This window comes from Streptomyces solitudinis (genome assembly GCF_036323765.1).
Classification (GTDB): domain Bacteria; phylum Actinomycetota; class Actinomycetes; order Streptomycetales; family Streptomycetaceae; genus Streptomyces.
Genome location: NZ_JAZDCW010000002.1, coordinates 380,823 through 406,909 on the forward strand (window position 1 = coordinate 380,823; position 26,087 = coordinate 406,909).

At 75.5% G+C, this 26,087-nt stretch carries 22 protein-coding genes; 7 read left to right on the top strand and 15 right to left on the bottom strand.

The genetic code is table 11. The features are described 5' to 3' along the window. Positions 1-69: 69 nt before the first annotated feature. The 7 genes from fxsT to V1J52_RS05365 form a co-directional block, all read right to left on the bottom strand. Positions 70-3,090, bottom strand: a complete 3,021-nt coding sequence (gene fxsT / locus V1J52_RS05335; RefSeq protein ID WP_330138419.1) for an FxSxx-COOH system tetratricopeptide repeat protein — start codon at positions 3,088-3,090, stop codon at positions 70-72. Positions 3,091-3,180: 90 nt separating this feature from the next. Further along, positions 3,181-4,515 carry an aKG-HExxH-type peptide beta-hydroxylase gene (locus V1J52_RS05340; protein WP_330138420.1) on the bottom strand — a complete coding sequence of 445 codons (1,335 nt, stop codon included), beginning with the start codon at positions 4,513-4,515 and terminating at the stop codon, positions 3,181-3,183. A 60-nt stretch (positions 4,516-4,575) separates the two neighbouring features. Beyond that, positions 4,576-4,785 carry a hypothetical protein gene (locus V1J52_RS05345; RefSeq protein ID WP_330138421.1) on the bottom strand — a complete coding sequence of 70 codons (210 nt, stop codon included), beginning with the start codon at positions 4,783-4,785 and terminating at the stop codon, positions 4,576-4,578. Positions 4,786-4,999: 214 nt separating this feature from the next. Beyond that, positions 5,000-8,272, bottom strand: coding sequence for an SAV_2336 N-terminal domain-related protein (locus tag V1J52_RS05350; RefSeq protein ID WP_330138422.1), 3,273 nt, complete (start codon positions 8,270-8,272; stop codon positions 5,000-5,002). Positions 8,273-8,278: 6 nt separating this feature from the next. Beyond that, on the bottom strand, positions 8,279-9,424 hold the full coding sequence (locus V1J52_RS05355) for an AAA family ATPase (protein ID WP_330138423.1): 1,146 nt from the start codon (positions 9,422-9,424) through the stop codon (positions 8,279-8,281). A 109-nt stretch (positions 9,425-9,533) separates the two neighbouring features. Continuing rightward, entirely contained in the window at positions 9,534-11,606 is a 2,073-nt protein-coding gene (locus V1J52_RS05360) for a VMAP-C domain-containing protein (RefSeq protein WP_330138424.1), read from the bottom strand. Then, a complete protein-coding gene (locus tag V1J52_RS05365) occupies positions 11,603-12,076 on the bottom strand; it encodes a CU044_2847 family protein (protein WP_330138425.1) in 474 nt (157 codons plus the stop codon). The genes V1J52_RS05360 and V1J52_RS05365 overlap by 4 nt, the downstream gene beginning before the upstream one ends. A 125-nt stretch (positions 12,077-12,201) precedes the next feature. Between V1J52_RS05365 and V1J52_RS05370 the strand changes: the two genes are divergently transcribed. The 3 genes from V1J52_RS05370 to V1J52_RS05380 all read left to right on the top strand — a co-directional run bounded on the left by V1J52_RS05370 (position 12,202) and on the right by V1J52_RS05380 (position 14,448). Continuing rightward, positions 12,202-12,381 (top strand): DUF6104 family protein, encoded by a 180-nt coding sequence (locus V1J52_RS05370; protein ID WP_330138426.1) that lies wholly within the window; start codon positions 12,202-12,204, stop codon positions 12,379-12,381. A 182-nt stretch (positions 12,382-12,563) separates the two neighbouring features. Further along, complete coding sequence (locus V1J52_RS05375) at positions 12,564-13,451, top strand: DUF4097 family beta strand repeat-containing protein (RefSeq protein ID WP_330138427.1); 888 nt, start codon at positions 12,564-12,566, stop codon at positions 13,449-13,451. A gap of 1 nt (position 13,452) precedes the next feature. Next, the gene (locus tag V1J52_RS05380) at positions 13,453-14,448 is read left to right on the top strand and encodes a PadR family transcriptional regulator (protein ID WP_330138428.1); all 996 of its coding nucleotides are present in this window, start codon (positions 13,453-13,455) and stop codon (positions 14,446-14,448) included. A gap of 102 nt (positions 14,449-14,550) precedes the next feature. On the opposite strand, the gene V1J52_RS05385 is transcribed toward V1J52_RS05380, so the two are convergent. From V1J52_RS05385 to V1J52_RS05400, 4 genes are all read right to left on the bottom strand, one after another. Beyond that, positions 14,551-15,513, bottom strand: coding sequence for a zinc-binding dehydrogenase (locus V1J52_RS05385; protein WP_330138429.1), 963 nt, complete (start codon positions 15,511-15,513; stop codon positions 14,551-14,553). 133 nt (positions 15,514-15,646) lie between these two features. Then, a complete protein-coding gene (locus V1J52_RS05390; protein WP_330138430.1) occupies positions 15,647-16,423 on the bottom strand; it encodes an amino acid ABC transporter ATP-binding protein in 777 nt (258 codons plus the stop codon). After that, positions 16,420-17,457 carry an amino acid ABC transporter permease gene (locus tag V1J52_RS05395; RefSeq protein WP_443075718.1) on the bottom strand — a complete coding sequence of 346 codons (1,038 nt, stop codon included), beginning with the start codon at positions 17,455-17,457 and terminating at the stop codon, positions 16,420-16,422. The genes V1J52_RS05390 and V1J52_RS05395 overlap by 4 nt, the downstream gene beginning before the upstream one ends. Positions 17,458-17,502: 45 nt before the next feature. Next, entirely contained in the window at positions 17,503-18,456 is a 954-nt protein-coding gene (locus V1J52_RS05400) for an ABC transporter substrate-binding protein (protein ID WP_330138431.1), read from the bottom strand. Between the two features lie 549 nt (positions 18,457-19,005). Between V1J52_RS05400 and V1J52_RS05405 the strand changes: the two genes are divergently transcribed. Further along, a complete protein-coding gene (locus V1J52_RS05405; protein WP_330138432.1) occupies positions 19,006-20,202 on the top strand; it encodes an NAD(P)-dependent malic enzyme in 1,197 nt (398 codons plus the stop codon). A gap of 73 nt (positions 20,203-20,275) precedes the next feature. Here V1J52_RS05405 and V1J52_RS05410 read toward each other — a convergent pair whose 3' ends face one another. Further along, positions 20,276-21,049: a class I SAM-dependent methyltransferase gene (locus V1J52_RS05410; RefSeq protein WP_330138433.1), complete on the bottom strand. Its 774-nt coding sequence runs from the start codon at positions 21,047-21,049 to the stop codon at positions 20,276-20,278. Positions 21,050-21,140: 91 nt separating this feature from the next. Between V1J52_RS05410 and V1J52_RS05415 the strand changes: the two genes are divergently transcribed. Then, positions 21,141-21,752 carry a CGNR zinc finger domain-containing protein gene (locus tag V1J52_RS05415; protein ID WP_330138434.1) on the top strand — a complete coding sequence of 204 codons (612 nt, stop codon included), beginning with the start codon at positions 21,141-21,143 and terminating at the stop codon, positions 21,750-21,752. Here the strand turns inward: V1J52_RS05415 and sodX are convergent. Further along, positions 21,674-22,054, bottom strand: a complete 381-nt coding sequence (gene sodX, locus V1J52_RS05420) for a nickel-type superoxide dismutase maturation protease (RefSeq protein WP_330138435.1) — start codon at positions 22,052-22,054, stop codon at positions 21,674-21,676. The genes V1J52_RS05415 and sodX overlap by 79 nt on opposite strands. A gap of 145 nt (positions 22,055-22,199) precedes the next feature. Here sodX and sodN point away from each other — a divergent pair, with 145 nt between their 5' ends. Beyond that, positions 22,200-22,595, top strand: a complete 396-nt coding sequence (gene sodN, locus V1J52_RS05425) for a superoxide dismutase, Ni (protein ID WP_330138436.1) — start codon at positions 22,200-22,202, stop codon at positions 22,593-22,595. A 217-nt stretch (positions 22,596-22,812) separates the two neighbouring features. Here sodN and V1J52_RS05430 read toward each other — a convergent pair whose 3' ends face one another. After that, entirely contained in the window at positions 22,813-24,033 is a 1,221-nt protein-coding gene (locus V1J52_RS05430; RefSeq protein ID WP_330138437.1) for a S8 family peptidase, read from the bottom strand. Positions 24,034-24,175: 142 nt separating this feature from the next. Further along, complete coding sequence (locus tag V1J52_RS05435; protein ID WP_330138834.1) at positions 24,176-25,126, bottom strand: LysR family transcriptional regulator; 951 nt, start codon at positions 25,124-25,126, stop codon at positions 24,176-24,178. A gap of 230 nt (positions 25,127-25,356) precedes the next feature. On the opposite strand from V1J52_RS05435, the gene snpA reads away from it, so the two are divergent. After that, positions 25,357-26,073 (top strand): snapalysin, encoded by a 717-nt coding sequence (gene snpA, locus V1J52_RS05440; protein WP_330138438.1) that lies wholly within the window; start codon positions 25,357-25,359, stop codon positions 26,071-26,073. Positions 26,074-26,087 lie beyond the last annotated feature (14 nt).

A 26,087-nucleotide genomic window follows, 5' to 3' on the forward strand; every position in this document is an offset into this window, starting at 1 on the left:
GGCACACGGCCGAGGGCCGGCGCCTCCCGCGAAGGAGGCGCCGGCCCTCGGCCGTGCCCGGGGGCGTCCTCAGCCCATGTGGGCCTCGAAGTCCCAGGAGGGACGGACCCGCTGGCGGGCGGACAGGGTGTGCGGGTGCTGGGCGCCCAGGGTGCGGGTGAGCCGCTGGAGCGCGTCCTCCTCCTGCTTGTCGGCCTCCGCCCGCTCGCGCAGGGAGCGCAGGTCGGCGGCGAGCGCCGTCTGGGCGGTGAGCGTCATCGGGTGGTCCTCGCCCAGGGCGTGCCGGGTGCGGCGCAGCGTGTCGCGGCTCAGCTCGGCCGCGTCCTCGAAGCGGTCGTTGAAGTAGCGGCCCCGGGCGGCGTTGAGGGCGCAGCAGAGCGCCCAGGGGTGGTCGGGGCCGAGGGTGGCGGACAGGCCCGCGTAGGCGGCCTCGAACAGTCCCATGGCGCCGGAGCGGTCCCCCGCGGCCTGGAGGACGAGCCCGGTGTTGGCCATCATGCCGGTGGTGATGGGGTGGGCGGCGCCCAGCACCGTGGTGAACACGGCCGCCGCCTCCTCGGTCAGCGCGCGCGCCCGCCCGAGGTCGCCGTGCTCGCGCAGGTAGTTGCCGTAGTCGGTGAGGAAGACGGCCGTCTGGTAGTGGCCGCGCCCGTAGACCTGCTGGAACTGCTCCAGCAGGCTGGCCATGACGCGGCCGACCTCCTGGTGGGGACTGCCGGCGCGCCGCTCGCACATGACGAGGTTGTGGCGGGCCCCCAGCGTCTGCGGGTGCTGGGCGCCCAGCACCTGCACGTGCAGCCGCATGCCCAGCTCCTGGCGGGCCAGCGCGTCCCGGTAGCGGCCCATGAGGCGCAGGTCGCGGGCGCACGCGGTGCCGGAGAACAGCGTGGCGGCGTGCCGGGCGCGCAGCAGCGCCTCGCGGCGGCGCAGCGTCTCCACGTCCATCTCGTAGGCGTCGGCGTAGCGGCCGAGCTGGCGCAGGGCGAGCGCGACGTTGTGGCGGTTGGACAAGGTGGTGTAGTCGTCGGGGCCCAGCAGCCGCATGGCGCTCCGCAGCACCTCGCGCTGCATCTGGTGGGCCTCGGCGTAGTGGCCGAGGTAGTGCAGGTCCTGGGCGAGGCAGTTGCTGGCCGTCATCAGGGCGTGCTCGTCGCCCGGCTGGGCCTCGCGCAGCCGTTCCAGCAGGGCGCGGTCCAGGGCGTGGGCGGTCTGGAACCGGCCGCTGCTGCGCAGGATGCTGCCCTGCTGGGTGGTGAGGTCCAGCATGGGTTTGGCGTCCGGCGCGAGGAACTCCGACCAGTGCTCGCGCACCCGCTCGGCCAGTTCGCCGCCGAGTTCGAACTCGCCGCCGCGCAGGCAGTAGCGCAGGCAGTTCAGCACGGTGTTCTGCACGCGCGTGTTGGTGCTGGTCAGGGCGCCCGACGGCTCCAGGTGCGGCAGCAGTTCGGCGTAGCGCGGCCAGTGGGCGGCCTCCAGCGGCTGCCCCGGGTCGGCCTCGGCGAGCAGCCGGCGCACGACGCGGCGGTAGGAGTCGCGTTCCTCCGGCGCGGTGAGCCGCAGGAGGATGCTGTGCACCAGCCGGTGCATGTGGATGGTCTCGTGGCCGGGGCCCGGATCGCCCTTGCCCGCCGCGGCGGCCGAGACCCGGGAGTCGCGGGTGAGAACGGAGTAGGTCACCAGGGCGTCCACGGCCCGCGTCCACCCGGCCGGGTCGGTGGCGATCCACGCCAGGCCCTCGGGGAGTTCGGCCTGCGGGATGCCGTGGACGAGGCCGATGGGGATGCGTCCCGGGGCGAAGCAGGTGGCCAGGGTGAGCAGTTCGACGGCCTGCGGCTGGGCGGCCCGCAGCCGGTTGATCATGATGGCCCACGAGGTGAGGGACGACTCCGAGAAGCCCTCCAGCCCGGGGCGGCCGGGATGGCCGGCCGTTCCGTCGCGGACCATGCGCAGGTACTCGGCCACCGGCATGCGGGACTCGCCCAGCAGGGCCGCCGCCTGCGCCAGGGACAGCGGCACGTCCCGGTACTCGGCGGCGACCTGCTCGGCCTCGTCCGCCGTGACGTGCGGGGCGCGGCGCAGCAGGTAGGCGGTGGACTCGTGCCGGGCGAATCCGGGGACGTCCACGACGTCGGTGGTGCGGCCCCAGTCGCGGTTGCGGGAGGTGACCAGGACGTGGCCGGGGCCGTGCGGCAGCAGCGCGTCGGCGCCCTCCAGCTCGTCCCACCCGTCGAAGACGAGCAGCCAGCGTCCGTGCGGTTCGCCGCGGCGCAGGGCCTCGCGCAGCACGCGGATGCGCTCGCCCGGTTCGGAGCCGCTGACCAGGCCGAGTTCGGGGGCGAGTTCGCCGTACCGTTCGCGCAGGGTGCCGCGCAGGTCGGCGGGCACCCACCACACCACGTCGTAGTCGGGGCCGAAGCGGTGGGCGTACTCGGCGGCGAGCTGCGTCTTGCCGATGCCGGACATGCCGACCAGGGCGCACACGGCGGTGCCCGGCCGGGCGTCGCCCAGCCGCTGCTGGAGGTCGAGCAGCAGGTCGTCGCGCCCGGTGAACCGCGCGTTGCGCAGCGGCACCTCGCCCCACACGACGGGCGGATCGTTGGGGTAGCGGGACGTGCTCCCGGCGCGTTCGCGCACCGGCCCGTCCGGGGGGAGCCCGAGGCGGGTCAGCAGCCGCCACTCGGCCTCCTCCGCGCCGATGGCCCACAGGTCCACCGGCTGGAGGGCGGCGGTGGCGGGCGGCAGCGGGCGGTTGGTCAGGGTGACGGCGGCGAACCGGTTGGCGTTGCGGTGCAGGAAGCCGCGCAGCACGTCGTTCCACTCGCCCTCGCGGCGCGGCCCGAGCTGGAAGAACCAGTCGCTGAGGACGAGCACGACCCGGCCGCCTGACAGGAGGAGGTCCTCGAAGGCGTGCTCCAGCGGTTCGTCGCGCGGCGGGTTCCAGCGGTGCAGGGTGACGGTGTGCCCGCGGACCTCCAGGCGCCGGGCGATCCACGCCGCCCAGGGCCGGTTGTAGCCGGGGAAGACGATGACGAAGTGCTCACTGCGGTGCTCTCCCGCGCCGCCCTCGGCGGCCTGCCGCTGTGCGGCCATGCGCACGCTCCCTCGTTGCGTCGGACCGCGCCATCCCGCTGAGTGACGCGAAAGGATGTTACTGCACGTCACGTCTTCGTCACCGCCGGATCATCCGGCCGGACGGGCCGTCCTGCCCAGTCTGCGGTGGTACTCCTCCATGCCTATCGTGAACTGCCGTCCGGCGTCCGTCAGTTCCCCGCAGTCGCGGAGAATCGGCAGCGCGGCGGCCACCTGCTCCCAGTAGGCGTCCCGCCGGGCGCCGGCGGCCCCGCGGAAACCGGCGGAGGCGCCCGGCCGCCGGGCGAGCCGCTGCCACAGGTCGACGAGCGCCAGGTGGGCGTAGGTGCCCTGGAGGACGCCGCCCAGCGGGCGCGGGTCGGCCCGCCAGGCCACCGTGTGCACGGCGTCGGTCGCCGCGCGGTGCAGCGGGGCCAGGTCGTGCACGACCTCCAGCTTGGTGTGGTGGAGTTCGTGGACGAGGACGGCCGCGAGGTCGGCGGCCGAGTGCGGCCAGGTCGTCAGCACGGCGCAGGGCGCGGCCCGCACCGTGGCGCTGACCTGCGGCGCGTCCCCTGCCGGGCCGGTGCCGCCGTCGAGCGGGACGACGGCCCCGAGCAGCGCGGCGACCTCGGCCGCCCGGCGCGGGTCGGCGCCGCGCAGCAGCGCGAGCGCCGCCCGCCAGCGGGGCGCCCACGGGCGCAGCGGGCCGCCGGTGCGCCCGGCGGCCGCCCGGGGCGGGCCCGCGGCCCGGCCCACCCCGCCGGGCGGCACGCGGTAGGGGTCCAGGTCCTCCAGCCGGGCTCCGGTGCCCGGCAGCCGGCGCAGCGGCCGCCAGCCGGGGACCGTCCCGGCCCATCCGGCGCCCGGGGGGCCGCCCGTCCGCGCCGCTTCGGGCAGGCGCCACAGGACGGTGCGGGTGCGCCGCGCGCTGGGCCCGGCCCGCGCCGTCCGGGCGCCCGCGGTGAGGTGGAGCCGGTCGGCGCCGGTGTCCAGCGCGCCGATGCCGGGCAGGTGCAGCACGCCGCCCGGCGCGGGCAGCCCGGCCTCGAAGCGGGTGCCGGTGCGCAGGGCCACGGCGGCGGCCACCGCGCCGAAGGCGTCCAGCGCCTCGGCCAGCGGCGGCCCGTCGGGGGCGCCGAGCGCGGCGGCGAGCCGGGCGCCCACGACCGGGTACGCCAGCGCGGCGCGGGCCGCCGGCGGGTCGTCCCGTTCGGCGCGGGCCAGCAGCGCCCAGTGGGTCTCGAAGGTGCGGCGGGCGGTACCGGGGACGGCGCCGGGGCGCCGCTCGACCCGGGTGAGCAGGGCCTTCAGCAGGACCAGCCTGCGGTCCTCCAGGCCCCTCCGGAGCAGCGCGAGGTCCGCCGGGACGGGCCGGGTGGTCGCCAGCCGGGCCAGTGCGGGCGCCGGGATGCGGGTGGCGGCCCGGGCTGCGGACGTGTCCACGGCGGCCCTCCTCTCACGCCCCGCCGCGAGGGCGCCGGGGCACCGGATCCGTGCCGGACATCAGCGGCGCCGCGGGGGCGGCTCGGGGCCGGGGCCGGTGAACCACGTCTCGATGAGCGCGTCCGGCCCGGCCAGCACCGCGTCGACCTGCGCCGCGAGGCGGGCGTCGCGCAGTCCGCGCAGGGCGGAGAGCCCGATCCCGCTGAGGTCCGGGACCGGCCCGGCCCCCGCCGCTTCGTCTGCCGACACCGCCTTCGGGTCCTTGGCCACCCTGGGTTCTCCTCCCCGCCACCCCCATCGGGGACAGATCGAACGGCTGCACGGTTCTTCCCGTGCCGCACCAGAGGGAAACCCGTGCGGAGTGCTTCGGCCGGGGCGTGCCGGGGCAGGCCGGAGCAGCCCGGGAGCGCACGGACCCGGCCGCGCGCCCGGGACCGCTCCGGGTACGGGTGCGCGGACGGCCGCCGGCGGACGGCCCGGGGCGTCACCGCTGTGGCGGCTGCCCGGCGACGCGCAGCCGGGTCGCCTCGACCTCGTCCCACGGCACGGGGGCCAGGTGGGCGACCAGCCGGCGCCACTCGTCGGCCGCCGCCCGGTAGGCGTCCTGCGCGGCGGCGGAACGTCCCGTCGCGTCCAGCACCGCGCCCCGGCCGTGCAGCGCGCGGGCCGCCGCCACCGAGGGGGCGCCCTCCCCGGCCGCCCGCCGGGCCTCCTCCAGCGCGGCCCGGTAGGCGGACGCCGCCTCGGCCAGCGGCGCGCCCCGGGCCGCCGCGTCCTGCGGTCCGCCGCCGTCCCCCTCCCCCAGGTGGGCCGCGCCCAGCTCCAGCCAGGCCGCCGCCCGCAGCTCCGCGTCCGGCCCCCGGCGCGCGGCCTGGCCGAGCAGGTGGACGCCCTCGTAGCGGTCGGGCGGGAAGCCCTCGCGCCGGTACCGCAGCAGCAGGGCCCGGCCGAGCAGGAGTTGCAGCCGGACGAAGAGGGGGTGGCGGCCCGGCACGGTGGCGAACGCCTCGCGCAGCACGCCCTCGGCACGCCCGACGGTCTCCGGGGACGCCGCGGGGTTCCCGGCCCGCTCCAGCAGGTGCGCGCCCCACTCCGCGAGGACCTCGCAGCGCCGGAGGCTGTCGCGGGGCGCGAGGTCCGCGACGCGGTCGTAGGCGGCGTCGGTCTCCGGCGCGCGCCCCGCGTCGGCCAGGACCCGGGCCCGGGTGAGCAGCAGCCGCTCGCGCAGCGCCGGGGCGTCCCCGGCCAGTGCGTCGGCGCGGTCCAGCACCCCGAGCGCCTCCACGGCACGCCCGCCGCGCAGCCGCAGCGCGGCGGCGAGGTCCAGCAACGCGCCGGCCCGCAGTTCCGCCGCCACCTCGGCCGCCTCCGACTGCTCGCAGGCGGCCCGCAGCTCGTCGGCCGCCTCGTCGGCGGCGCCCGACCGCGTCCGGATGTCGGCTTCGGCCGACGCGCGGGCCAGCAGCACCCGTCCCAGCCGCAGGTGGCGGGTGCGGCGCTCGTCGGGGCCCAGGCCACCGGGGTCCAGGGCGCGCAGGACGCCCTCGGCGGCGTCGAGGCGGCGGGTGCCGCCCCGGGCGTGCCAGTCCGCGTAGTGGGCGGCGGCCAGCTCCAGCGCGGCGCGGGCGTGCCACGGGCTGCCGGGGGTGGCCCGCGCGGCGGCGTCGGCGAGCACGGCGAGGGCACGGTCCAGCGCCACGGCGCGGGCGGTGGGATCGCGCCGCACGGCGGCCGTACCGGCGCGGGCGAGCAGGACGCGGCCGAGGACGAGGAGGGCGCGCGCCCCGTCGGCGGCGCCGTCGTGCGGGTCCGCCGCGAGGGCGGCGCCCCGGGCCGCCTCCGCCGCCTCGGTGACGGCCTCCTCGGCGTAGGCGGCCGCCTCGGTGAGCAGCGCCGGATCGCGCTGCTGGTGCCACTCCCGCAGCAGCGACTCCGCCTTGCCGACCGGTCCGGACGCGTCGTCGCCGGACGGCGCGGGCTGGAACCAGCGCACGACGCGGGCCGGGACCTCGGCGAACAGCGCCGACTCGGGGGACTCGGCGGCCTCCGCCGTCTCCGTACCGTCCACGTCCGCCACCGCCCGCCCGCCCGCGCCCCGCCAGGTGCGGGACGGACCGCCGGAGGCGTCGGTGAGCCGGGCGACGGCCAGCGCGGGGAAGTTGCGGGCGCCCTTGCCGAAGTGCTGGGCGACCAGGTCCGAGCAGTGGCCGAGCACCATCGCGGCGGCGTCCTGGCCCAGGGACTCCAGCAGGATCTCCCGCACGCCGTCGGCGAAGCGGTAGTGCGGACCCGCGCCGAGTCCGTGCGCGGCGGCCGCGGCGGGCCCCGGCACTTGCCACAGCAGGCCGCCGAGCAGCACCTCGGCCAGTTCCATCGGACCGGTGTCGGGCAGCAGGGCGCGCTGGACGAGCTGCATGACCGGCAGCGCGGTGGGGGCGGCGGCCAGGTGCGCGGCCAGCCGCCGGGCGCCGGGCGAGGCCCCGGCGGTGAAGGCCCGCAGCAGCTCCGCGGGGTCGCGGGGCGTGCGGTGCGGGCCGGGCCCCGGGACGGGCGGGTGGTCGGCGCTCAGCCAGACGGCGGCGCCCCGCGCGGCGCCCGGACCCGAACCGGACAGCAGCCGGGCCCAGGTGCCGAGGGCCGGGGCCGTGGGCGACAGCACCGGAACGGGCCGCGCGCCCGGCCCGCGGCGCCCGCCCGGCCCGTAACCGTCGGCCCGGAAGCCGAGCGGCCCCCCGGCGGGGCGGCGCGTGAGCACCCCGGTGGCGGCGGGCAGGGCCGTGCGGTGCCACAGCCGGGGCGGCAGCGGCTGGACGAGGGCGACGGGCGAGGTCCCCGCCCACCGGTGCAGCAGCCGCTGCGCCGTGCCCGCCCGCCACAGCGGCCCGACGCAGTCGCTGACGACGAGGGTGAGGCGGCGGCCCGTCGGGTCGCGGAACTGCCCGGCGGCGCGCAGCCGCATCGGCGCACCGCCGCGGGCGGCGGTGCCGATGAGCGGGGTGCCGTCGTCGTCCCGGTGCAGGTAGTGGGCCTGCACGTCGCGGAAGACACCGATCTGCTCGCAGACCTGCCGCAGCTCCTCGAACATGCGCTCCCAGACGACCATCGAGGGGGAGGCGTCCAGGAGGAGCTGCATGTCGATGTCCCCGCGCTCGACGGGGCGGAGGACGGGGCGCAGCGTCCCGGCGCGGGCGCTCAGGTCGGCGGTGGCGTCCTCGTCCAGTCCGCGGCGGCCGGACGCGGCGCGCGGCCGGTAGCCGCGCAGCGGGTGCAGGGCGCGTTGCAGGTCGAGCAGGCCGGGCAGGGCGGCGGCGGCCGGGGCCCGCACGGGGAAGGCGCCGGGCGTCCGGGCGCCGGGCCCGGCGTCGCCCGTCCCGCTCCCGGGCGCGGGGCCGTCCGCGGGGGGCCGCTGCCCGCCCGCCGGGCCGCCGGGGGCGTAGAGCGAGACGGGCGGGGAGACCTCAGCCGGACGGCGGTCGCCCGCGTCCCCCGCCCGGCCGTCCCCGGGCGGCGCGGACGAGCGCCCCGCGCCCCCCGCTCCCGCAGCGCCGGAGCCCCGCGGGCCGTCGCCGCCCTCCCCCGCCGCAGGTGCGTCCCCGTGCCCGGCGGGCCGGGGCTCCCCCGCGCCGTCCCTCGCGGGCGCCGTCCAGCGGGCCAGCCACAGCGCGTCGGCGACCTCCTCCGCGGTGGGGTCGAGCCCGGCGGCGTGCATGCGGGCGACCAGCTCCCGCAGCCGCCGGTCGTGCGGGGGTGGGAACACGGCCGATCACCTCGGCCGGTCGAGCGGTTGCATGAGGATCTCGGCGAGGCGGTCCCGGGTGACGCGTTCGGCGCGGGCGGTGTGCTGGGTGAGGTAGAGGGCGTTCAGGAGCTGGTCGGCGGCGATGACGGTGCCCGGGTCGCGGCTGAGGAAGCGCTGGATCAGGTCCTCCCCCGCCAGCGCCGCCTCACCGCCGAGGTGGGCGGTGACCATGGCGACGAGCTGCTCCTCGCCCGGCGCAGCCAGCTCCAGCTGGATGCAGCGGCGCAGCAGCGCGGGCGGGAAGTCCCGTTCCCCGTTCGAGGTCAGCACGATGAACGGGAACGTGGTGCAGCGCACCCGGCCGCCGGCCACCTCGGCGCGCCGGCCGTCGTCCGTCAGCACCCGCACGACCGGTTCGCGGTCGGCGACGCGCTCCAGCTCGGGGATGGTGAACTCGCCCTCCTCCAGGGCGTTGAGCAGGTCGTTGGGCAGGTCCAGGTCGCCCTTGTCCAGCTCGTCGACGAGCAGCACCCGGGGGCGGGCCGAGGGCAGCAGCGCGGTGCCCAGCGGCCCGAGGCGGACGTAGGAGCCGATGGAGCGCGGCTCCTCGCCCGCCGCCTCCGGCGGCGCCCCGGTGGCCCGGTCGAGCTGGACGTCCTGGAGGCGGCCGATGGCGTCGTAGCGGTAGAGGCCGTCCAGCAGGGTGGTGCGGCTGACGATGGGCCAGCGCAGCACCCGGCCCAGGCCCAGTTCGTAGGCGACGGCGTGCGCCAGGGTGGACTTGCCGGTGCCGGGGTTGCCGGTGACCAGGAGCGGCCTGCGCAGGTAGAGCGCGGCGTTGACGGCCTCGACCTCCTCGGGGCGCGGGTGGTGGTGCTCCACCAGCCTGCGCCGCACGCCGAGCCGGCGCGCCGCGCTCGGGTCCGTGCCCCCGGCCCCGCCGGGCGCCGCGCCGCCGGACGCCTCCGCCCCGGCCTCCGGGTCCGCCTCCGGCCCGCCGGGCGTGTCCGGTCCGGGTCCCGCCTCCGGTTCCGGCCCGGCTCCCGGTTCCGGCCCGGTGGCCGGGTCCGAGCCGTCGGCGGCGAAGTCGCGCCAGGGCGGCGGCGGGGGCAGCCGCCGGATGCCGTCGTGCGGCAGCCCCGCACCCCGGTAGATGCGCCAGTCACTCACGGACGGCCTCCTCACGGCCTCGGATGGACGACGGTACTCCGCACGGCCCCGCCTGGTGACCCTTCGCGGCACACGGTTCCTCCTCCTGGGGGCAGTTCGGCCCGCCCGCTCACCACGTCGTCCCGGGAGCGGGGTAGGGCTCGTGCACGGTGGCGGTGTCCTCGGCGGGCTGGTCGGGCGGGTCGTAGAGCAGGGCGACGGACCGGCCCCACGCCGCCTTCGGGTCCGGCTGCTCCGGATCGCCGGTGCGGATGCGCAGGCTGCGCAGGGGCCCGTGCAGTTGCTCGGCGGTGCGCACCTGGCCGACGAACTCCTCGGCCTGGCGGTGGAACTCGGCGCAGTCCGTGTGCCCGCTGGCGCGGCTGCGCCAGATGACCACCGGGTGCCCGGCGGCCAGGGCCGCGTCCATGGCGGCGGCCCCGTCCCCGCTGCCGGCCGGGCCGCAGAAGACGGGCACGCTCGGCGGCTCGGCGTTGGAGAGCCGGTCGTAGGCGGCGGGCCACCCCTCGCCGCGCGGCCCGTCGTGGCCGTGCTCGGCGAGACCCGCCCGCAGCGGTATCGCCGCCAGGGGCCCGCTGCTCGTCCCGCGCCAGCGCCGCCGCCACTCCTGGGTGGGGCCGACGGTCGTGCGCAGCAGGTCCCGTACGGCCACGACGCGGCGCTGGCCGAGCGGCAGCCCGTGCGGGTTGGTGCCGCCCTCGGCGGTGCCGCGCGGGGCGAGCTGCCACGTGTCGAAGGGCTCGTCGAACAGGTCGCGCGGTACGACGAACTCGACGGCGGCGAGCTGCCCGCCCACGTCGCACTGGTTCAGCGCGGCGGCCAGCGGCCCGTGCAGCGCCTCGCGCAGCCCGGCGCGGCGGACGCCGGTGTCGTCGCCGTCGAAGGCGGTGACACCGGTGTGCCCGCCGCGGCCGTCGCCGTCGAAGACGAGCTTGATCTCCCAGGGGTGGCGGTCCCCGTAACCGCTCGGGCGGATGAGCACCCGGACGGCGGCGCGCGCCCGCGCACCCGGTCCGGTGGCGGCCGGCTCCCGGCCGCCCAGGATCTCGCGGACCTCCCGCCGGATGTCGATGATGTCGCGTATCTCCTCGCGTATGTCGATCAGCGGCTCGGCCGTCTGCCGTATCCAGGCCCTGAGTTCGCACAGCGGCCCGGTGTCCGCGACGTGGCCCCGGGCCCGGACGAGGGCGGTGACCTCGGCCGCGTACAGCACGACTCCCATCAGCTCGCGCGGCCCGTCCCGCCCGTACAGCAGCCCGACGCCCTCCCGCCAGGTGTGCGGCACCGGCTCCTCCAGCCCCTCGCGGTAGCGGCCCTGGAGGGTGCGCCGCCGCGCGGCGTCCACCAGCGCGGCCACCTCGCCCGGCGTGGCCGGCGGGGTGAGCGCGGCCAGGCGGCCCAGCAGGTGCGTGCGGGCGGCCGGTTCCAGCCCGCCGGGGCGCTCGCGGCGCAGCTCGGCCTGCGCGTCGGTCCACGACGGGTCCGGGCCGAGCGCCCGGTGCCGCGCGAGGTGGTGCCGGTCGTGGGCGGCCAGCACCGTGTCCGTCACCGAGGCGCCGCCCGCCACGTCGCGCAGGGCGTGCAGCGCGGTGACGGGGACGGCGATCCCGGCCGTCGGGTCCGAGGCGTCGCGGGCCTTGCACACGCCGATGACCTCACCGCGCACGGCGTCCACCAGCGGACCGCCGGAGGTGCCGGCCACCGGCCGCTCGCCGCGCAGCAGGAGCAGCGGCCCGTCCCGGCCGGTGACCTGTCCGGCGGCCGGGCGGTAGCCGCGGGTGCCGGTCTCCAGGGACCAGCCGTGCAGCACGACCCGGGCCCCCTCGAAGGCCGGGCGGTCGCTGAGCCACACGCACTCCACGTCGGTGGCCTCCGGCACGTGCACGAGGGCGAGGTCGGGCGCGGGCCAGGTGGTGCGGCCCGCGCCGGGCGGACCGGGCACGGGCCGGGCCAGCTCGACGGTGCCGGTGGCCCGCCCCCCGGGCCAGGAGACGCCGACGGCGTCCGGTGAGGACCACACCCCGCCACCTCCGCACGCGACGACATGAGCACACGTCAGAACCCAGGTGGGGGCGATGAAGAAGCCGCTGCCCCAGAACCGGTCGCTGGGCGCCTCATACCCGCCACCGGGCGCGGAGATGCGTACCACGGCCCTGCGCACGAGCGCGTCCAGGGGGCTCACGGAGCGGAGGGGGCCGGGGGCGCGGGCGGCTGCGGTGGCCCGGTGGGCGCGGGCGGCTCCGCGGGGGCGGGAGGGACGGACGGCCCCGGGGGCGGCGGCCCGCCGGTGCCTGGGCCGTCCGCGGCCCCGCGTTCCGACCAGGTCAGCGTCACGTTGATGGACGCGTTGCCCTGCGCGTTCGCCAGGAGGCTGACCAACTGTCCCGACTGGGCGGCGATCTCGAGGCCGAACTCGACCGTCACCTCGTCCGGCGCGGCGGCCGTCATGCCCATCCGCAGGGACTGCACGACGCCGCGCACGGTGTCGGCGAGCCCGGAGGCCAGCGCGGCGGTCCGGCCGCCGAGCGCGGAGTCCTGGTAGCCGCCGCCCGGCGGCGGCGCCCCCGCCGCGCGCAGCTCCTGCGGTTCGCTGACGCGGGCCCAGACGACGGTCCCGTCGTCCAGGCGCAGCCGCGTGATGCCCTCGCTCACGTGTGCACCCCCGAGCCCCCCGAATCGTGGAGCAGCAGGCTAACGGGGCCGCCCGGCGGGCGCGAGGGGTCCCGCCGCCACGGGCTTATGCTGCCGGTAAACGACCCACCCCGACGGAGAGCACGTTGTACTTCACCGACCGTGGCATCGAGGAGCTGGCGGACCGGCGCGGCGAGGAGGAGGTCACCCTCGGGTGGCTGGCCGAGCAGTTGCGCACGTTCGTGGATCTGAACCCGGACTTCGAGGTGCCGGTCGAGCGGCTGGCGACCTGGCTCGCCCGGCTGGACGACGAGGACGACGAGTGAGCCGCGCGCGCACCGGCGCACGGCGCGGCGCGCCGCCGGCGGCGGCCCGGCCGCGCTGACGCGGCCGCTCACGCCCGGGCGACGGGTTGACCCCCGGCAAACGCGATGTATCGTCAATAGCAGAGACGCGATATGTTGCGTCGTCTCGTGACGTCCAGCCGTATCGCCCCGGGAGGCCCACGGTGTCCAGCCGGTCGGAGTGGTGGATCACCTCACCGCAGCAGCTCACCATCGACGCGCCCGTGTCCCGCCTGGAGGTCCGCGTCGTCGGCGGCGCGGTCAACGTCGTCGGCACCGACGCGCGGGCCGCGGACGGGCGGGCCCGTCTGGAGGTGTCGGCGATCGAGGGCCCGCCGCTGCGGGTCGTGCACCAGGACGGCACGCTCACCGTCGCCTACGACGACATCCCCTGGCAGGGCTTCCTCAAGCTGCTGGACGGAACCGGGTGGCGGCGCAGCGCCGACGTCACCCTCGCGGTCCCGGCCACGGCCGTGGTGAAGGTCGGGGCGATCGGCGCGGGCACCGTCGTCTCCGGCGTCACCGGCGGCACGGAGATCCGCGGCATCACCGGCGAGACCACGCTCACCGGCCTCGGCGGCCGGGTCCGCGCACACACCGTCTCCGGCGGTGTCGAGGCGCAGGGGCTGAGCGGCGAACTGGCCTTCCACTCCGTCTCCGGGAACCTCACCGTGCTCGACGGCGCCGCCGCGGTGAAGGCCGACACGGTGAACGGCGACCTGCTCCTCGACCTCGCCGGAGACGGCCCCGGCGGCGGGGACGCGACCCCCACCGACCTGAGCCTGACCAGCGTCTCCGGCGAGATCGCCGTCCGGCTCCCTGGGCAGCCGGACGCCGAGGTCGAGGCGCACACCACCGCCGGCACGCTCTCCAGCGCCTTCGACGGCCTCCGGACGGACGGCCACTGGGGCGCCCGCCGGCTCACCGGAACGCTCGGTACCGGACACGGGCGGCTGAAGGCCACCACCGTCTCCGGCGGCATCGCGCTGCTGCGGCGCCCGCCGGCCCGCACCGGCACCGCGCACGCCCCCACCTTCGTGAAGGACGCCTGACATGCCCCCCGTCTTCGCCCACGGCAGGCTGCGCCTGTACCTGCTCAAGCTCCTCGACGAGGCCCCCCGCCACGGCTACGAGGTGATCCGCCTGCTGGAGGAGCGCTTCGAGGGCCTGTACGCGCCCTCCGCCGGAACGGTGTACCCGAGGCTCGCCAAGCTGGAGGCCGAGGGGCTGGTCAGCCACACCACCGAGGGCGGCAGGAAGGTGTACTCCATCACCGGCCGCGGCCGGGCCGAACTGGCCGACCGCGCGGAGGAACTCGCCGAACTGGAGCAGGAGATCCACGCCTCGCTCACGGCGCTGGCCGCCGAGATCCGGGACGACGTCCGGGGCTCCGCCAGCGACCTGCGCCGCGAACTGCGCGAGGCCGCGCAGCACACCCGCGGCACCGCCGGGGGCGAGCCGGGCGGCGGGAACGACCCCTGGCGGGAGGCCGGACGCCAGTGGCAGGAGCAGGCCCGCCGGGCGAAGGCGGAGACCCGCCGGGCCAGGCAGCAGAGCCGCGCCGCACAGGAGGAGGCGCGCCGGGCCCGCCAGGAGGCGCAGCGCGTCGCGCAGGAGGAGGTCCGCAGGATCGCCCGCCAGGTGCAGGAGCAGGTCACCGCGCGCGCCCAGAGCGGCGACTGGCAGGGCGCGGTCCGCGAGGGCGTCTCGGAGCTGTCCCGCGAACTCGGCGCGCTCGGCCGCATGACCGCCAGGACCTCTCCCTGGCCGTCCCCGTCCGGCCCCGGCCGCGACCCCGGGGCCGCGGCGCAGGACGCCGGGGACAGCGCCCGGGAGGAGCCCGGCGTGCCGGACTGGGCGGCGGAGCCGGACGAGAGGGCCGACGAGGACCCCGCGCGGGCGCTGCGGCACCTGCTGGACCGCTTCCGGGACGACGTCCGCGACGCCGCCCGCGACCACGGGGTCAGCTCCGAGCAGTTGCGCGAGGTGCGGCGCCACCTGTCGACGGCCGCCGCCCACATCGGCGCGACCCTGCGCCCCCCGGCCTGACGCGCGGGCGCGGGCGGCTCACCACCCGCGCCGCTCAGGCCGGCGCCTTCCCGCAGACGTGGTCCGCGTACGCCGGTGCCGCCGTCCGGGGCACGCCGCCGGTCACACCGTGAGCACGACCTTCCCGAAGAGGCCGCCCGACGCCATCTTCTCGAAGCCCTCGCGGGCGCGGTCCAGCGGCAGCGTGGAGTCGATGACCGGCCGCACCCCCTTGGCCGCGCAGAAGTCCAGCAGCCCGGCCAGCTCCTCCTTGGTGCCCATGGTGGAGCCGAGCACCCGCAGCTCCAGGAAGAAGACGCGGTTCAGCTCGGCGGACGGCGGGTTGGTGCCGCTCGTCGTGCCGGAGATCACCAGGGCGCCCCCGGACTTGAGCGACTTCACCGAGTGGGACCAGGTCGCGGCACCGACCGTCTCGATCACCGCGTCCACCCGGTGCGGCAGACGTGCGCCGGGCTCGAAGGCGCCCTCGGCGCCCAGCTCCACCGCCCGGCGCCGCTTGGCCTCGTCCCGGCTGGTGGCGAAGACGCGCAGTCCGGCCGCCGCGCCGAGGACGATCGCCGCCGTCGCCACGCCGCCGCCCGCGCCCTGCACGAGGACGCTGTCCCCCGGCCGCACGGCCGCCTTCGTGAACAGCATGCGGTAGGCCGTCAGCCAGGCCGTCGAGAGGCAGGCCGCCTCCTCGAAGGAGAGCTGTTCGGGCTTGGGCAGCACGTTCCACTGCGGCACCGCGACCTGCTCGGCGAAGGTGCCCTGGTACTTCTCGGTGAGGATGGTGCGCGGCTCGCGCGGCCCCACCCCGTGCCCGGTCAGCCCGATGACCGGGTAGACGACGACCTCGTTGCCGTCGGCGTCGGTCCCGGCGGCGTCGCAGCCCAGGATCATGGGCAGCGCCTCCTCGCCGAGCCCGACGCCCCGCAGGGTCCACAGGTCGTGGTGGTTGAGCGAGGCGGCCTTGACGTCGACGGTCGTCCAGCCGGGCGGCACATCCGGGGCGGGGCGTTCCCCCAGCTCCAGGCCGTTGAGCGGCTGTTCCCGGTCCATACGGGCGGCATACGCAGCAAACATGATCCTCAAGCTACGCCGCCGCCCCTCCGCACGGAACCGCCCGCCGCTGTGACACGCGCCGCGCACACGGGCGGGGGCGGTACGGACGCCCGGCGTCCGTACCGCCCCCGCCTGCCGCCGTGGGCCGGGTGCCTCAGAGCACCTTGGAGAGGAAGGACTTGGTGCGCTCGTGCTGCGGGTTGCCCAGCACGTCGCGCGGGTGGCCCGCCTCGACGACCACGCCGTCGTCCATGAAGACGAGCGAGTCGCCCACCTCGCGGGCGAAGCCCATCTCGTGCGTGACGACGATCATCGTCATGCCGTCCTCGGCCAGGTCCCGCATGACGTCCAGCACCTCGCCGACCAGCTCCGGGTCGAGCGCCGAGGTGGGTTCGTCGAACAGCATCAGCTTGGGCTCCATCGCCAGCGCCCGCGCGATGGCGACGCGCTGCTGCTGTCCGCCGGAGAGCTGCGCGGGGTAGTTCCCCATGCGGTCGCCGAGCCCGACGCGGTCCAGGAGCGCGGCCGCCCGCTGGTAGGCGACGGCTTTCGGCTCGCCCTTGACCTGGACCGGCGCCTCCATGACGTTCTGCACGGCCGTCATGTGCGGGAAGAGGTTGAACCGCTGGAAGACCATGCCGATGTCCCGGCGCTGGGCGGCGACCTCCCGCTCGCGCAGTTCGTAGAGCAGGTCGCCCTTCTGGCGGTAGCCCACGAGCTGCCCGTCCACGTACAGCCGGCCGGCGTTGATCTTCTCCAGGTGGTTGATGCACCGCAGGAAGGTCGACTTGCCCGAGCCGGACGGCCCCACGAGGCAGAAGACCTCCTTCGGCGCCACCTCCAGGTCGATGCCCTTGAGCACCTCCACGTGCCCGAATGACTTGTGGACCTGCTCCGCCTTCACCATCGGCTGGGCGTTCTCGCTGCTCATACGGTGGTGCCTCCCACCTGGCTCGGGGTGCGGAAGGAGGTGAGCTGCGCCTTGATCCGCTGGAGCGGCGTGGGCGGGAGCTGGCGGTCGGCGCCCTTGGAGAAGTGCCGCTCCAGGTAGTACTGGCCGATGCTGAAGACGGTGGTCAGCGCCAGGTACCACACGGAGACGACGATCAGCATCTCCATGACCGCCAGCGTCCGGGAACCGATGTTGCGGCTGGCCAGGAACAGCTCCTGGAAGCTGATGGCGAAGGCCAGCGACGAGGTCTTGAGCATGTTGATGAACTCGTTGCCGGTCGGCGGGATGATCACCCGCATGGCCTGCGGCATCACGATGCGCCACATCGTCCTGGTGCCGTTCATGCCGAGCGCCTGCGCGGCCTCCGTCTGGCCGTGGTCGACCGACTGGATGCCGGCCCGGGTGATCTCGGCCATGTAGGCGGCCTCGTTGAGCCCGAGGGCCAGCAGCGCGGCGAGGAACGGCGTCATGACGTCGTTCATCTCGTTCTTGTAGATCGGGCCCAGGTCGACCGTCTCGAAGACGAGCGCCAGGTTGAACCACAAGAAGAGCTGCACCAGGACGGGGGTGCCGCGGAAGAACCAGATGTAACCCCAGGCGACGCCGGAGAGCACCGGGTTCCTCGACAGCCGCATCACCGCCAGCACCGAGCCGAGGACGACGCCGAGCAGCATCGACAGCACGGTGATCAGCAGGGTGTTCAAAGCCCCGGTGAAGAACGTGCCGTCGAGCATGTACTCGCCGACGACGCCCCAGTCGATCTGGCCGTTGACGAAGGCCAGCACCAGCAGCGCCAGCAGCGCGACCACGCAGGCGGCGCCGGCCCAGCGGCCGTAGTGGCGCACGGGGATGGCCCTGATGGCCCCGGGCGGGACGGGGCGCTCGCCGTCGTCCACCGCGGTGGCGGTGGGTCCGCCGGTCGGGGCCGGCGGGGTGCCGCCGGCCGGGTTGTCAGCCTTCTTGAGCTGGTCGGCCCGGTCGGACCCGCTCGGCTTGTCGTGTGGTTCGCTCACAGAAGTGTTGCCTCAGCTGGGTGGGGATGGACGGCCGCGGACGGCTCACTGGCCGGCGTTGACGGTGGCTTCCTCGATGGCGCCGGCCTCGGCCTTCCACTCTTCCAGCACCTTGGCGTACTCGCCGTTGTCGATGATCGCCTGGACGGCCTTCTGGACGGCGTCGCGCAGCTCGGTGTTCTTCTTGCTGACCGCGATGCCGTAGGGGGCCGCGTCGATCTGCTCGCCGACGACCTCGAAGAGCTCGCCGTCACCGGCGGTCAGCTCGTTGTACAGGGCCACCGGGTAGTCGGTGATGACGGCGTCGGCGCGGTCGGTCTGGAGCTGGGTGATCGAGTCCGTGTCCTTGTCAGCGATGAAGGCGTCGATCTCCTCGTCGCACTTCTTCTGCTGCTCCTTGATGAGGTCCTCGTTGGCCGTGCCGCGCTGGGCGGCGACGGTCTTGCCGCACAGGTCGTCCAGGGACTGGATCTTCTCCGGGTTGCCCTTGGCGACCAGGATGGCCGAGCCGGCCTTGAAGTAGTCGACGAAGTCGGCGCCGCCCTTGGCGTCCTCGCTGGCGCCCTGCTGGCGCTCCTTGGTGTCGGTCATCGCCGACATCACGATGTCGTAGCGGCCGTTGTTCATGCCGAGGACGAGCTGGTCGAAGGTGGCGTTCTCGAACTTCATCTCGACGCCGAGTTCCTTGCCGATGGCCTCGGCGAGGTCCGGGTCGACGCCGGCGATCTCGTTGTTCTCGTCCATGAACTCGATCGGCGCGTAGGCGATGTCGGAACCGACGGTGATGACGCCCTTGTCCTGGATGTCCTTGGGGAGCTGGTCGAAGAGGGGGGCGGTGGAGGCCGTCGCGTCCTTCTTCTCCTCGCCCTCGGAGCCGCTCTTGGCACCGTCGGTCTGGTCACCGCAGGCGCTGAGCAGCAGGGCACCCGTGACCGCGATGGCTCCGGCCGCGGCGAGACGACGGCGCGCGGACGGACGGCGGGTGATACGAGCGGTCATGGTGGAGTCCTCCAGGGAGGTGAGGGGGTGTCCGACGGACGCGGCACGCACCTTCGAGCGGCGCGACCCTGCGTAATGGGGGAAATCTTGCCATCCGGACAGGGGGCCGTAGGGACCGGCCGATGTCAAAATCGGATAACAGAGGTCGAAGACCGAACATTGTCCGTTCAGGATCGGACACCCGTGGAGGATTTACCGCAGGGTGAGCTTCCTCACGAAGCGGTGGCCATGCTGGCGGACATGTCCGTTTCGAGCCGTGCTGTCACCGGCTCATCAGGTGAAATCTGCGTACTTGCCCCACCCGCGGGTCACCCGGACTTCCTCCGGGTACCAGTCGGTGCCGTAAGCGACTCGTACCGGTAGCCCTCATCCGGTACAAAGGGCTGTCACACCCCTCACCCGGGGACCAGGGCGCGTGTGCGGCGCGCCCGGCGTCCGCTCCTCCCCCTGGCGGTGGCCATCCACCAGCCAGGACGCGGACGCGGTTCCGCCCCGCGCCTCGACCAGGCAGCGGTACCCTCGGCATATATCAGGAATAAGGGGTCAAAAGTGGCAGCGGAGATCGTCAATCCGCAGAGCGAGCTGGCCGAAGACGCGATCGATCCGGCTTTCGCGCTGCACCGCGGCGGCAAGATGGCAGTGCGGGCTACCGTCCCGGTCCGGGACGCCGCCGACCTGTCCCTCGCCTACACACCGGGCGTCGCCAAGGTGTGCAGCGCGATCGCGGAACAGCCGGAACTCGTGCACGACTACACGTGGAAGTCGCAGGTCGTCGCCGTCGTGACGGACGGCAGCGCCGTGCTGGGACTCGGGGACATCGGCCCCGAGGCGTCCCTGCCGGTGATGGAGGGCAAGGCCATCCTCTTCAAGCAGTTCGGCGGCGTCGACGCGGTGCCGATCGCGCTGGACACCAAGGACCCGGACGAGATCGTGGACACCGTCGTGCGGCTCGCGCCGTCCTTCGGCGGGGTCAACCTGGAGGACATCTCCGCGCCCCGCTGCTTCGAGATCGAGCGGCGGCTCAAGGAGCGGCTGGACATCCCGGTCTTCCACGACGACCAGCACGGCACCGCGATCGTCACCCTGGCCGCCCTGCGCAACGCGGCCCGGCTCACCGGGCGGCCGCTGGAGAGCCTGCGCGCGGTCATCTCCGGGGCGGGCGCCGCGGGTGTGGCCATCGCCCGCATCCTCCTGGAGACGGGCGTCGGCGACGTCACCGTCTGCGACCGCAAGGGCATCGTCTCCCGGGACCGGCAGGACCTCAACGACGTCAAGCGCGACCTGGCGGACTTCTCCAACCGGACGGGACTCACCGGCTCGCTGGAGGTGGCGATGGACGGCGCGGACGTCTTCATCGGCGTCAGCGGCGGCACCGTCCCCGAGTCCGCGGTGGCCAGGATGGCGAAGGACGCGTTCATCTTCGCCATGGCCAACCCGACGCCCGAGATCCACCCGGACGTCGCCCGCAGGTACGCCGCCGTCGTCGCCACCGGGCGCAGCGACTACCCCAACCAGATCAACAACGTGCTGGCCTTCCCCGGCATCTTCGCCGGTGCCATGCAGGTGCGCGCGACCAGCATCACCGAGGGCATGAAGCTCGCCGCCGCCGAGGCGCTGGCCGCCGTGGTGGCCGACGAGCTGAGCGCGGACAAGGTCATCCCCTCACCGTTCGACGAGCGGGTGGCGCCGGCCGTCACCGCGGCCGTCGCGGCCGCCGCCCGGCTGGAGGGCGTCGCCCGCCGCTGACGGTGGCCGTCCGGCGCGGCGGTGCGGACCGGTTCCGCACCGCCGCGCCGGATGCTCCTCACCCCGTCGCGGCTCAGCGCAGCCCGACGGCCATCGCGTCGTGGCGCGAGGCCCACACGACGCGCGCCTCGGCGAAACCGGCCTCCCGCAGCGCCCGCACGTGCCACGCCGGGGACTGCATCTCACCGTCGCTGTGGTCGGACGCGGGGTCGCCGAAGAGGCGGTGCCGCTCGGCGACGGCCTCGGCCAGCACCGGTTCCGCCGCGGCGGCCGCCCACCAGTCCGCCCAGTCCTGGGCCCCGGCCGCCTTGTCCCGCTCCTGGCGGGCCTTCTCGTGGGCGTGGAGGGCGGCGTTGATGCGGGGCGTTTCCGGGTCGGGCATGCGGTCGGCGTTGGCGAAGACCCCGCCCGGCCGCAGCACGCCGGCCAGCTGCCGGTAGAGCGCGGCTAGTTCGTCCGTGTGCAGCCAGTGCAGCGCGGTGGCGGTGAGCACGGCGTCGTAACCGTCGTGCGGCAGCAGCCGCGTCCAGTGGGCGTCGCGCAGGTCGGCGGTGACGAAGCGCGCCCGCTCGTCGTCCGCGAAGTGGCCGCGGGCGATGGTGAGCAGGGCCGGGTCCAGGTCCACGCCCGTGCACGCGGCGCCGGGGAAGCGGGCCAGCACCCGGTCGGAGATGCTGCCGGTGCCGCAGGCCAGGTCCAGGACGCGCGGCCGGGGGCCGGTCAGCGCCTCCACGGTGTCCAGCATCGCGCCGAACCGCTCCTCACGGTCGGGCAGGTACCACTCCTGCTGCCGGTCCCAGCTGCGCTGCCAGGCCCGCCAGTCCACGTGCGCGGCGGTCTCGGTCATCGTCACCCTCCCGTACGTAATAGGCTGGGACCGCAATCGGCCCTTACCTCTCCCGACCGGCACCCTATCCCCCGAGCCGTAAGGACCACAAGTGGAACTGACCTATTACGCGGACTTCGCCGTGCGGCTCGTCAACACCGAGGAGCCCGCCCGCGGCGAGGACGCCCTCACCTCCGTGGAGGCGGTGCGCGAGCTGTTCGGCCCGAGCAGGCAGGCCGCCCGGCGCGCCACGGACACCGACGTCACCCGGCTGCGCGCCGTACGGACCCGGCTGCGCGCCGTCTTCTCCGCCGCCGCCGAGGGCGACGAGGTACGGGCCGTGGACCTGCTGAACGCGCTGCTGATGGAGTACCCGTGCAGCCCGCAGATCGCCGGGCACGAGTTCCGCGACGAACAGGGCAGCCCGAAGTGGCACATGCACCTGGCCGAGAACGCCGCCAGCGCGGGCGCCGGCTACGCCGCCATCGCCGCCATGGGCCTCGCGTTCAGCCTCACCGACCTCGGCGTCGACCGCCTCGGCATCTGCCAGGCCGCCCCCTGCCGCAACGCCTACCTGGACACCTCGACGAACCGCTCACGGCGCTACTGCTCCGACCGCTGCGCCACCCGTGCGAACGTCGCCGCCTACCGGGCCCGCAAACGCCTGGAGAGCGGCCGGACGGCCGACAGTGCCCAGCCCGCCGCGGCGCCGGGCGACCGCTGAGCACGCGCGGGCGGCCGCAGCCGCAGCACCGCCCTGGCCACCACCAGCTCGTCGGGCACGACGCCGAACTCCCGGCTGTCGTTGCACACCCGCGGATTGTCGCCCCGCACCCACCAGCCGCCCGCCCGGCGTCCGACGACACGCTTGACGATCAGCAGGTCGTGCTGGAACGGGTGGCGCACCACCACCACGTGGCCGGGACGCACCGGCACCCCGTACCGCAGCACCAGCCGGTCCCCCGGCCGGAGCGTCGGCAGCATCGACGGGTTGTAGACCTCGGCCAGCCCGATCCGCCCCAGCACCTCAGCCGTCCCTCCGGTCCATCGTCCAAGGGCCCCGCCGCCGCACTCGGACTTTCGCCCTAATCCCGTGGGGCCACGCGAGAAAAGCCTTCCCGCAGGGAGTAATCTCGCACGTGAGAAGACGATCACGAGGAGGCCCAGCTCTATGCTTTCCCGCCTGTTCGCCCCGACGGTGAAGGTCAGCGCCCACTGCGACCTTCCCTGCGGTGTCTACGACCCGGCCCAGGCCCGGATCGAAGCCGAGTCCGTCAAGGCCATTCAGGAGAAGTACCAGGCCAACGAGGACCCGCACTACCGGGCACGCGCGACCGTCATCAAGGAGGAGCGCGCCGAGCTCGCCAAGCACCACGTCTCCGTGCTGTGGAGCGACTACTTCAAGCCGCCGCACTTCGAGAAGTACCCGGAGCTGCACCAGCTGGTCAACGACACCCTGAAGGCCCTCTCGGCCGCCAAGGGCTCCACCGACCCGGCCACCGGCCAGAAGGCGCTGGACCACATCGCCCAGATCGACAAGATCTTCTGGGAGACCAAGAAGGCCTGACCCGGGCCCAGGCCCCTGGCCGGCGGTCTTCCCGATCCGCCGGTCAGGGGCCTCCGCGCGTTCGAGGGACGTCGTGTGCGACCCGCCCGCCCCGCCGCCGTGTCCGGCGGCGGGGCGGGCGGGTGCCGGTGTGGCCGGTCCTCGCGGCTCAGTGGGCGCCCGGTGCCCGGCGGGCGTGGGGACGCCGGTCCACGATGCCGTTCCAGCGGCCGGCCGGTTACAGGTTCCCGGTGTAGAGCAGGGCGTTGGGGGAGCCGGGGCCGAGGTCGGTGAGCGTGCCCCGGGTGGTGGTGCCGGTCAGCCACCGCTCGACGGCCCGCGCGGGGGCGCCGCCCCGCGTCTCCAGGTACAGCGCGGCCGTCCCGGAGACGTGCGGGGCCGCCATCGAGGTGCCGGACAGCGTCACGAAGCCGCCGCCGAGCCTGGCCGAGGTGATGTCCTTCCCGGGTGCGTAGAGGTCCACGCACTCCCCGTAGTTGCTGAAGTCGGCCTCGGTGTCGGTGCGGGTCGAGGCGGCGACGGTCATGGCCCGTTCGGCGCTGGCCGGTGAGACGCCGCAGGCGTCACTGGACTCGTTGCCGGCGGCGGCGACGGGCAGCACGCCCGAGCGCGCCACCGCGCTGGCGGCGAAGTTGAGCACTTCGGAGCGCGAGCCGCCGAGTGAGGCGTTCAGCACGGCCGGCTGCTGCGCGTTTCGGACCGCCCAGTCGAAGCCCGCGAGGATGCTGCCGACGCTGCCCCTGCCCTCGCAGTCGAGGACGCGCAGGCTCACGAGCGTGGCTTCGCGGGCGACGCCGTGGGTGCTGCCGCCGGCGGTACCCGCGACGTGGGTGCCGTGCCCGTTGCAGTCGGCTCCGGCACGGCCGTCTCCGACGGCGTCGAAGCCCGGCACGGCCCGGCCGCCGAACTCCTCGTGGGTGAAGTCGATGCCGGTGTCCATGATGTAGACGTTGACGCCCTCGCCCGTGCCCTGGACCGTGAAGTCCCCGTCGAGCGGGAGTTCACGCTGGTCGATGCGGTCCAGGCCCCAGCTCTCGGCCGGAGCGGCCGGGACCGCCGGGACCGCCGGGGCGGCCGTGGGTACGGCGGCGCTGACCTGGACCATCGCGTCCTCTTCGACGGCGGAGACCCCGGCCAGCCGGCGGACCGCCGTGATCTGGTGCTCGGTGAGGGGCGCGGCGAAGCCCACGAGGGCGGATTCGTAGACGAACTGGGGCTTGGCGCCGAGGGCCTTCGCCACCTCGGCCGGGCGGTGGCCGGGACGCAGGGTGACGAGGTACTGGCCGGGGATGGCGGCGGGCGAGCGGTGCAGCGGGGCGAGCGCGGGGCGCTCCGGCTCGGGGACGCCGCCGCCGGGCTCGGCCGCCAGGGCCAGCGGTGCGGGTAGCAGGAGGGTGGCCAGGAGCACGGCCAGACGCCGCGTCAGGAATCGGGACATGTGCGGTCTCTTTCAGGACGGGGGTCACGGCCCGACGGGCGCGGGTGTCGCTGACGCGTCCAACGGCCGTTCCCTTATTCATCGTCGGCGACACGCCCTACCCTTGAGGAAGTTCACCCGTACGGGGAACGCCGCGGTGCGCTCAGACGGCCAGGGGGCTGGCGTGGCGGCGCAGCCACGCGTGGTAGGCGGCGCTGCCGCGGGCGATCTCGGCGTACGCGGCGCGCAGGTCGTCGAAGATCGCCTCCGCGTCGGTGCCGGGCGGGGAACCGGGCCGGGAGGCCAGGAGCAGCCGGACGGTCAGCGGGTCCCCGCGCAGCGGCCGGATGACCATGCCTGGCCGGGGGCGCGCGGTGGGCTGGCAGGGGATGACGACCTCTCCGGCCGTGACGAGTTCCGCGGCCGTCAGGTAGTCGCCGAGCACGACGCGGGGGTTGAGTCCGGCGGCGGTCAGGACGCGGCGCAGGCCGTCCCACTCGCCGTCCGCGCTGGGATCGACCATCCAGCGGTCCCCGGCCAGGTCCGTCAGGCGCAGGACGGGGCGCCGGGCGGCGGGGTGGCCGACGGGGACGGCGACGAACTGCGGCTCCCGCTCGACCACGACGCGCTGCTCGACGCCCGGCGGGACGCGCAGGGGGCAGCCGTCCACCTCGTGCACGAAGACGGCGTCGAGCTGGCCCTCGGCGACCATGCGCAGCAGTGCGTTGGCGGAGGCGTCGATGTGGATGGTGGTGTCGGTGTCCGGGTAGCGGGCGTGCAGCCGCCGCAGCCAGCTCACGACGGCCCGGGTGCCGGTGGTGCCGGTGCTGCCGATCCGCAGCCGCGGCTCGCCGCAGTGCACCGCGGCGTCCCGTGCCTCGGCGACGAGCGCGCCCAGCTCGGCGACCAGCGGCCTGGCCCGGCTCAGTACGGTGCGTCCGAGCGCGGTGGGCCTGCTCCCGGTGCGTTCCCGGACGAACAACCGGCCGCCGAGCGTGTTCTCGATGCGGCGTAGCTGGGTCGTCAACGACGGCTGTGTCACGCCGAGTTGACGGGCAGCCGCACGCACGCTGCCCGCGTCGGCGATGGCACACAGCGCGCGCAGGTGCCTCACTTCCAGCTCCACGCCGGGAGGATAGCCGCGGCGCCGGGGGCCCACCAGAGCGGCGGGCGGGCGCGGTGCGCGGCGGACGGCCCCATAGGGCCGCCCTATGGCGTGCTGACATCGTGCCCCCGGGTCGCCATGCACCCGACAATCTCCGGGACCGCGATGCATCGGGACGCCGCCCTGCCGCCACCCCACAGCACGGCAGCGGGCCGGGTCCCGGAGAAGGGACACCCCCCATGAAGCACCTCAGGACAGCGCTGTCGGCCACGCTCGGCCTCGGGCTGGCGGCGAGCCTCGCCGCCGTGCCCGCGACGACCGTCTCGGCGGCTCCCGCGGCACCCGCCGCCGAGGACACCCCGGGCGCCGCCACGGCGGCGTTCGCCCCCGGCTCCGGCGGCTCGCAGGGCGCACCGGCCGGAGCCGCCGGCGCGGTGCAGGAGGCGCAGTCCCGCGCCTTCTTCGAGGCCGTGATGGACTCCGCGCTGGAGAAGCACGCCCAGAGCCCCGGCGCCCAGGCCGTCACCGTCACCTACGACGCCAGCAGGGCCCCGAGCTTCCGCACCCAGATCGCCAGATCGACGCAGATATGGAACTCCTCCGTCAGCAGCGTCCAGCTGCGCGAGGGGAGCAACGCCGACTTCACCTACCGCGAGGGCAACAGCTCGCGCGGCTCCTACGCCTACACCGACGGGCGCGGCAACGGCTACATCTTCCTCGACTACCGGCAGAACCAGGTCTACGACTCCACCCGCGTCACCTCCCACGAGACCGGGCACGTGCTCGGCCTGCCGGACCGCTACAGCGGGCCGTGCAGCGAGCTGATGTCGGGCGGCGGCCCCGGCCCGTCCTGCACGAACGCGTACCCGAACCGGACCGAGGCCAGCCGGGTCGACTCGCTGTGGGCCCGCGCCCTGTCCGCCTTCGAGAAGGAGACCGCCGTCAAGGTCCGCTGACCGGCGTACGCGCC

Excerpts from the sequence above, each read along its gene's own strand:
- fxsT (WP_330138419.1), bottom strand. The coding sequence starts at position 3,090 with ATGGCCGCACAGCGGCAGGCCGCCGAGGGCGGCGCGGGAGAGCACCGC.
- V1J52_RS05380 (WP_330138428.1), top strand. The coding sequence starts at position 13,453 with ATGCCCCCCGTCTTCGCCCACGGCAGGCTGCGCCTGTACCTGCTCAAG.
- V1J52_RS05385 (WP_330138429.1), bottom strand. The coding sequence starts at position 15,513 with ATGTTTGCTGCGTATGCCGCCCGTATGGACCGGGAACAGCCGCTCAAC.
- V1J52_RS05390 (WP_330138430.1), bottom strand. The coding sequence starts at position 16,423 with ATGAGCAGCGAGAACGCCCAGCCGATGGTGAAGGCGGAGCAGGTCCAC.
- V1J52_RS05400 (WP_330138431.1), bottom strand. The coding sequence starts at position 18,456 with ATGACCGCTCGTATCACCCGCCGTCCGTCCGCGCGCCGTCGTCTCGCC.
- V1J52_RS05410 (WP_330138433.1), bottom strand. The coding sequence starts at position 21,049 with ATGACCGAGACCGCCGCGCACGTGGACTGGCGGGCCTGGCAGCGCAGC.
- sodN (WP_330138436.1), top strand. The coding sequence starts at position 22,200 with ATGCTTTCCCGCCTGTTCGCCCCGACGGTGAAGGTCAGCGCCCACTGC.
- V1J52_RS05430 (WP_330138437.1), bottom strand. The coding sequence starts at position 24,033 with ATGTCCCGATTCCTGACGCGGCGTCTGGCCGTGCTCCTGGCCACCCTC.
- snpA (WP_330138438.1), top strand. The coding sequence starts at position 25,357 with ATGAAGCACCTCAGGACAGCGCTGTCGGCCACGCTCGGCCTCGGGCTG.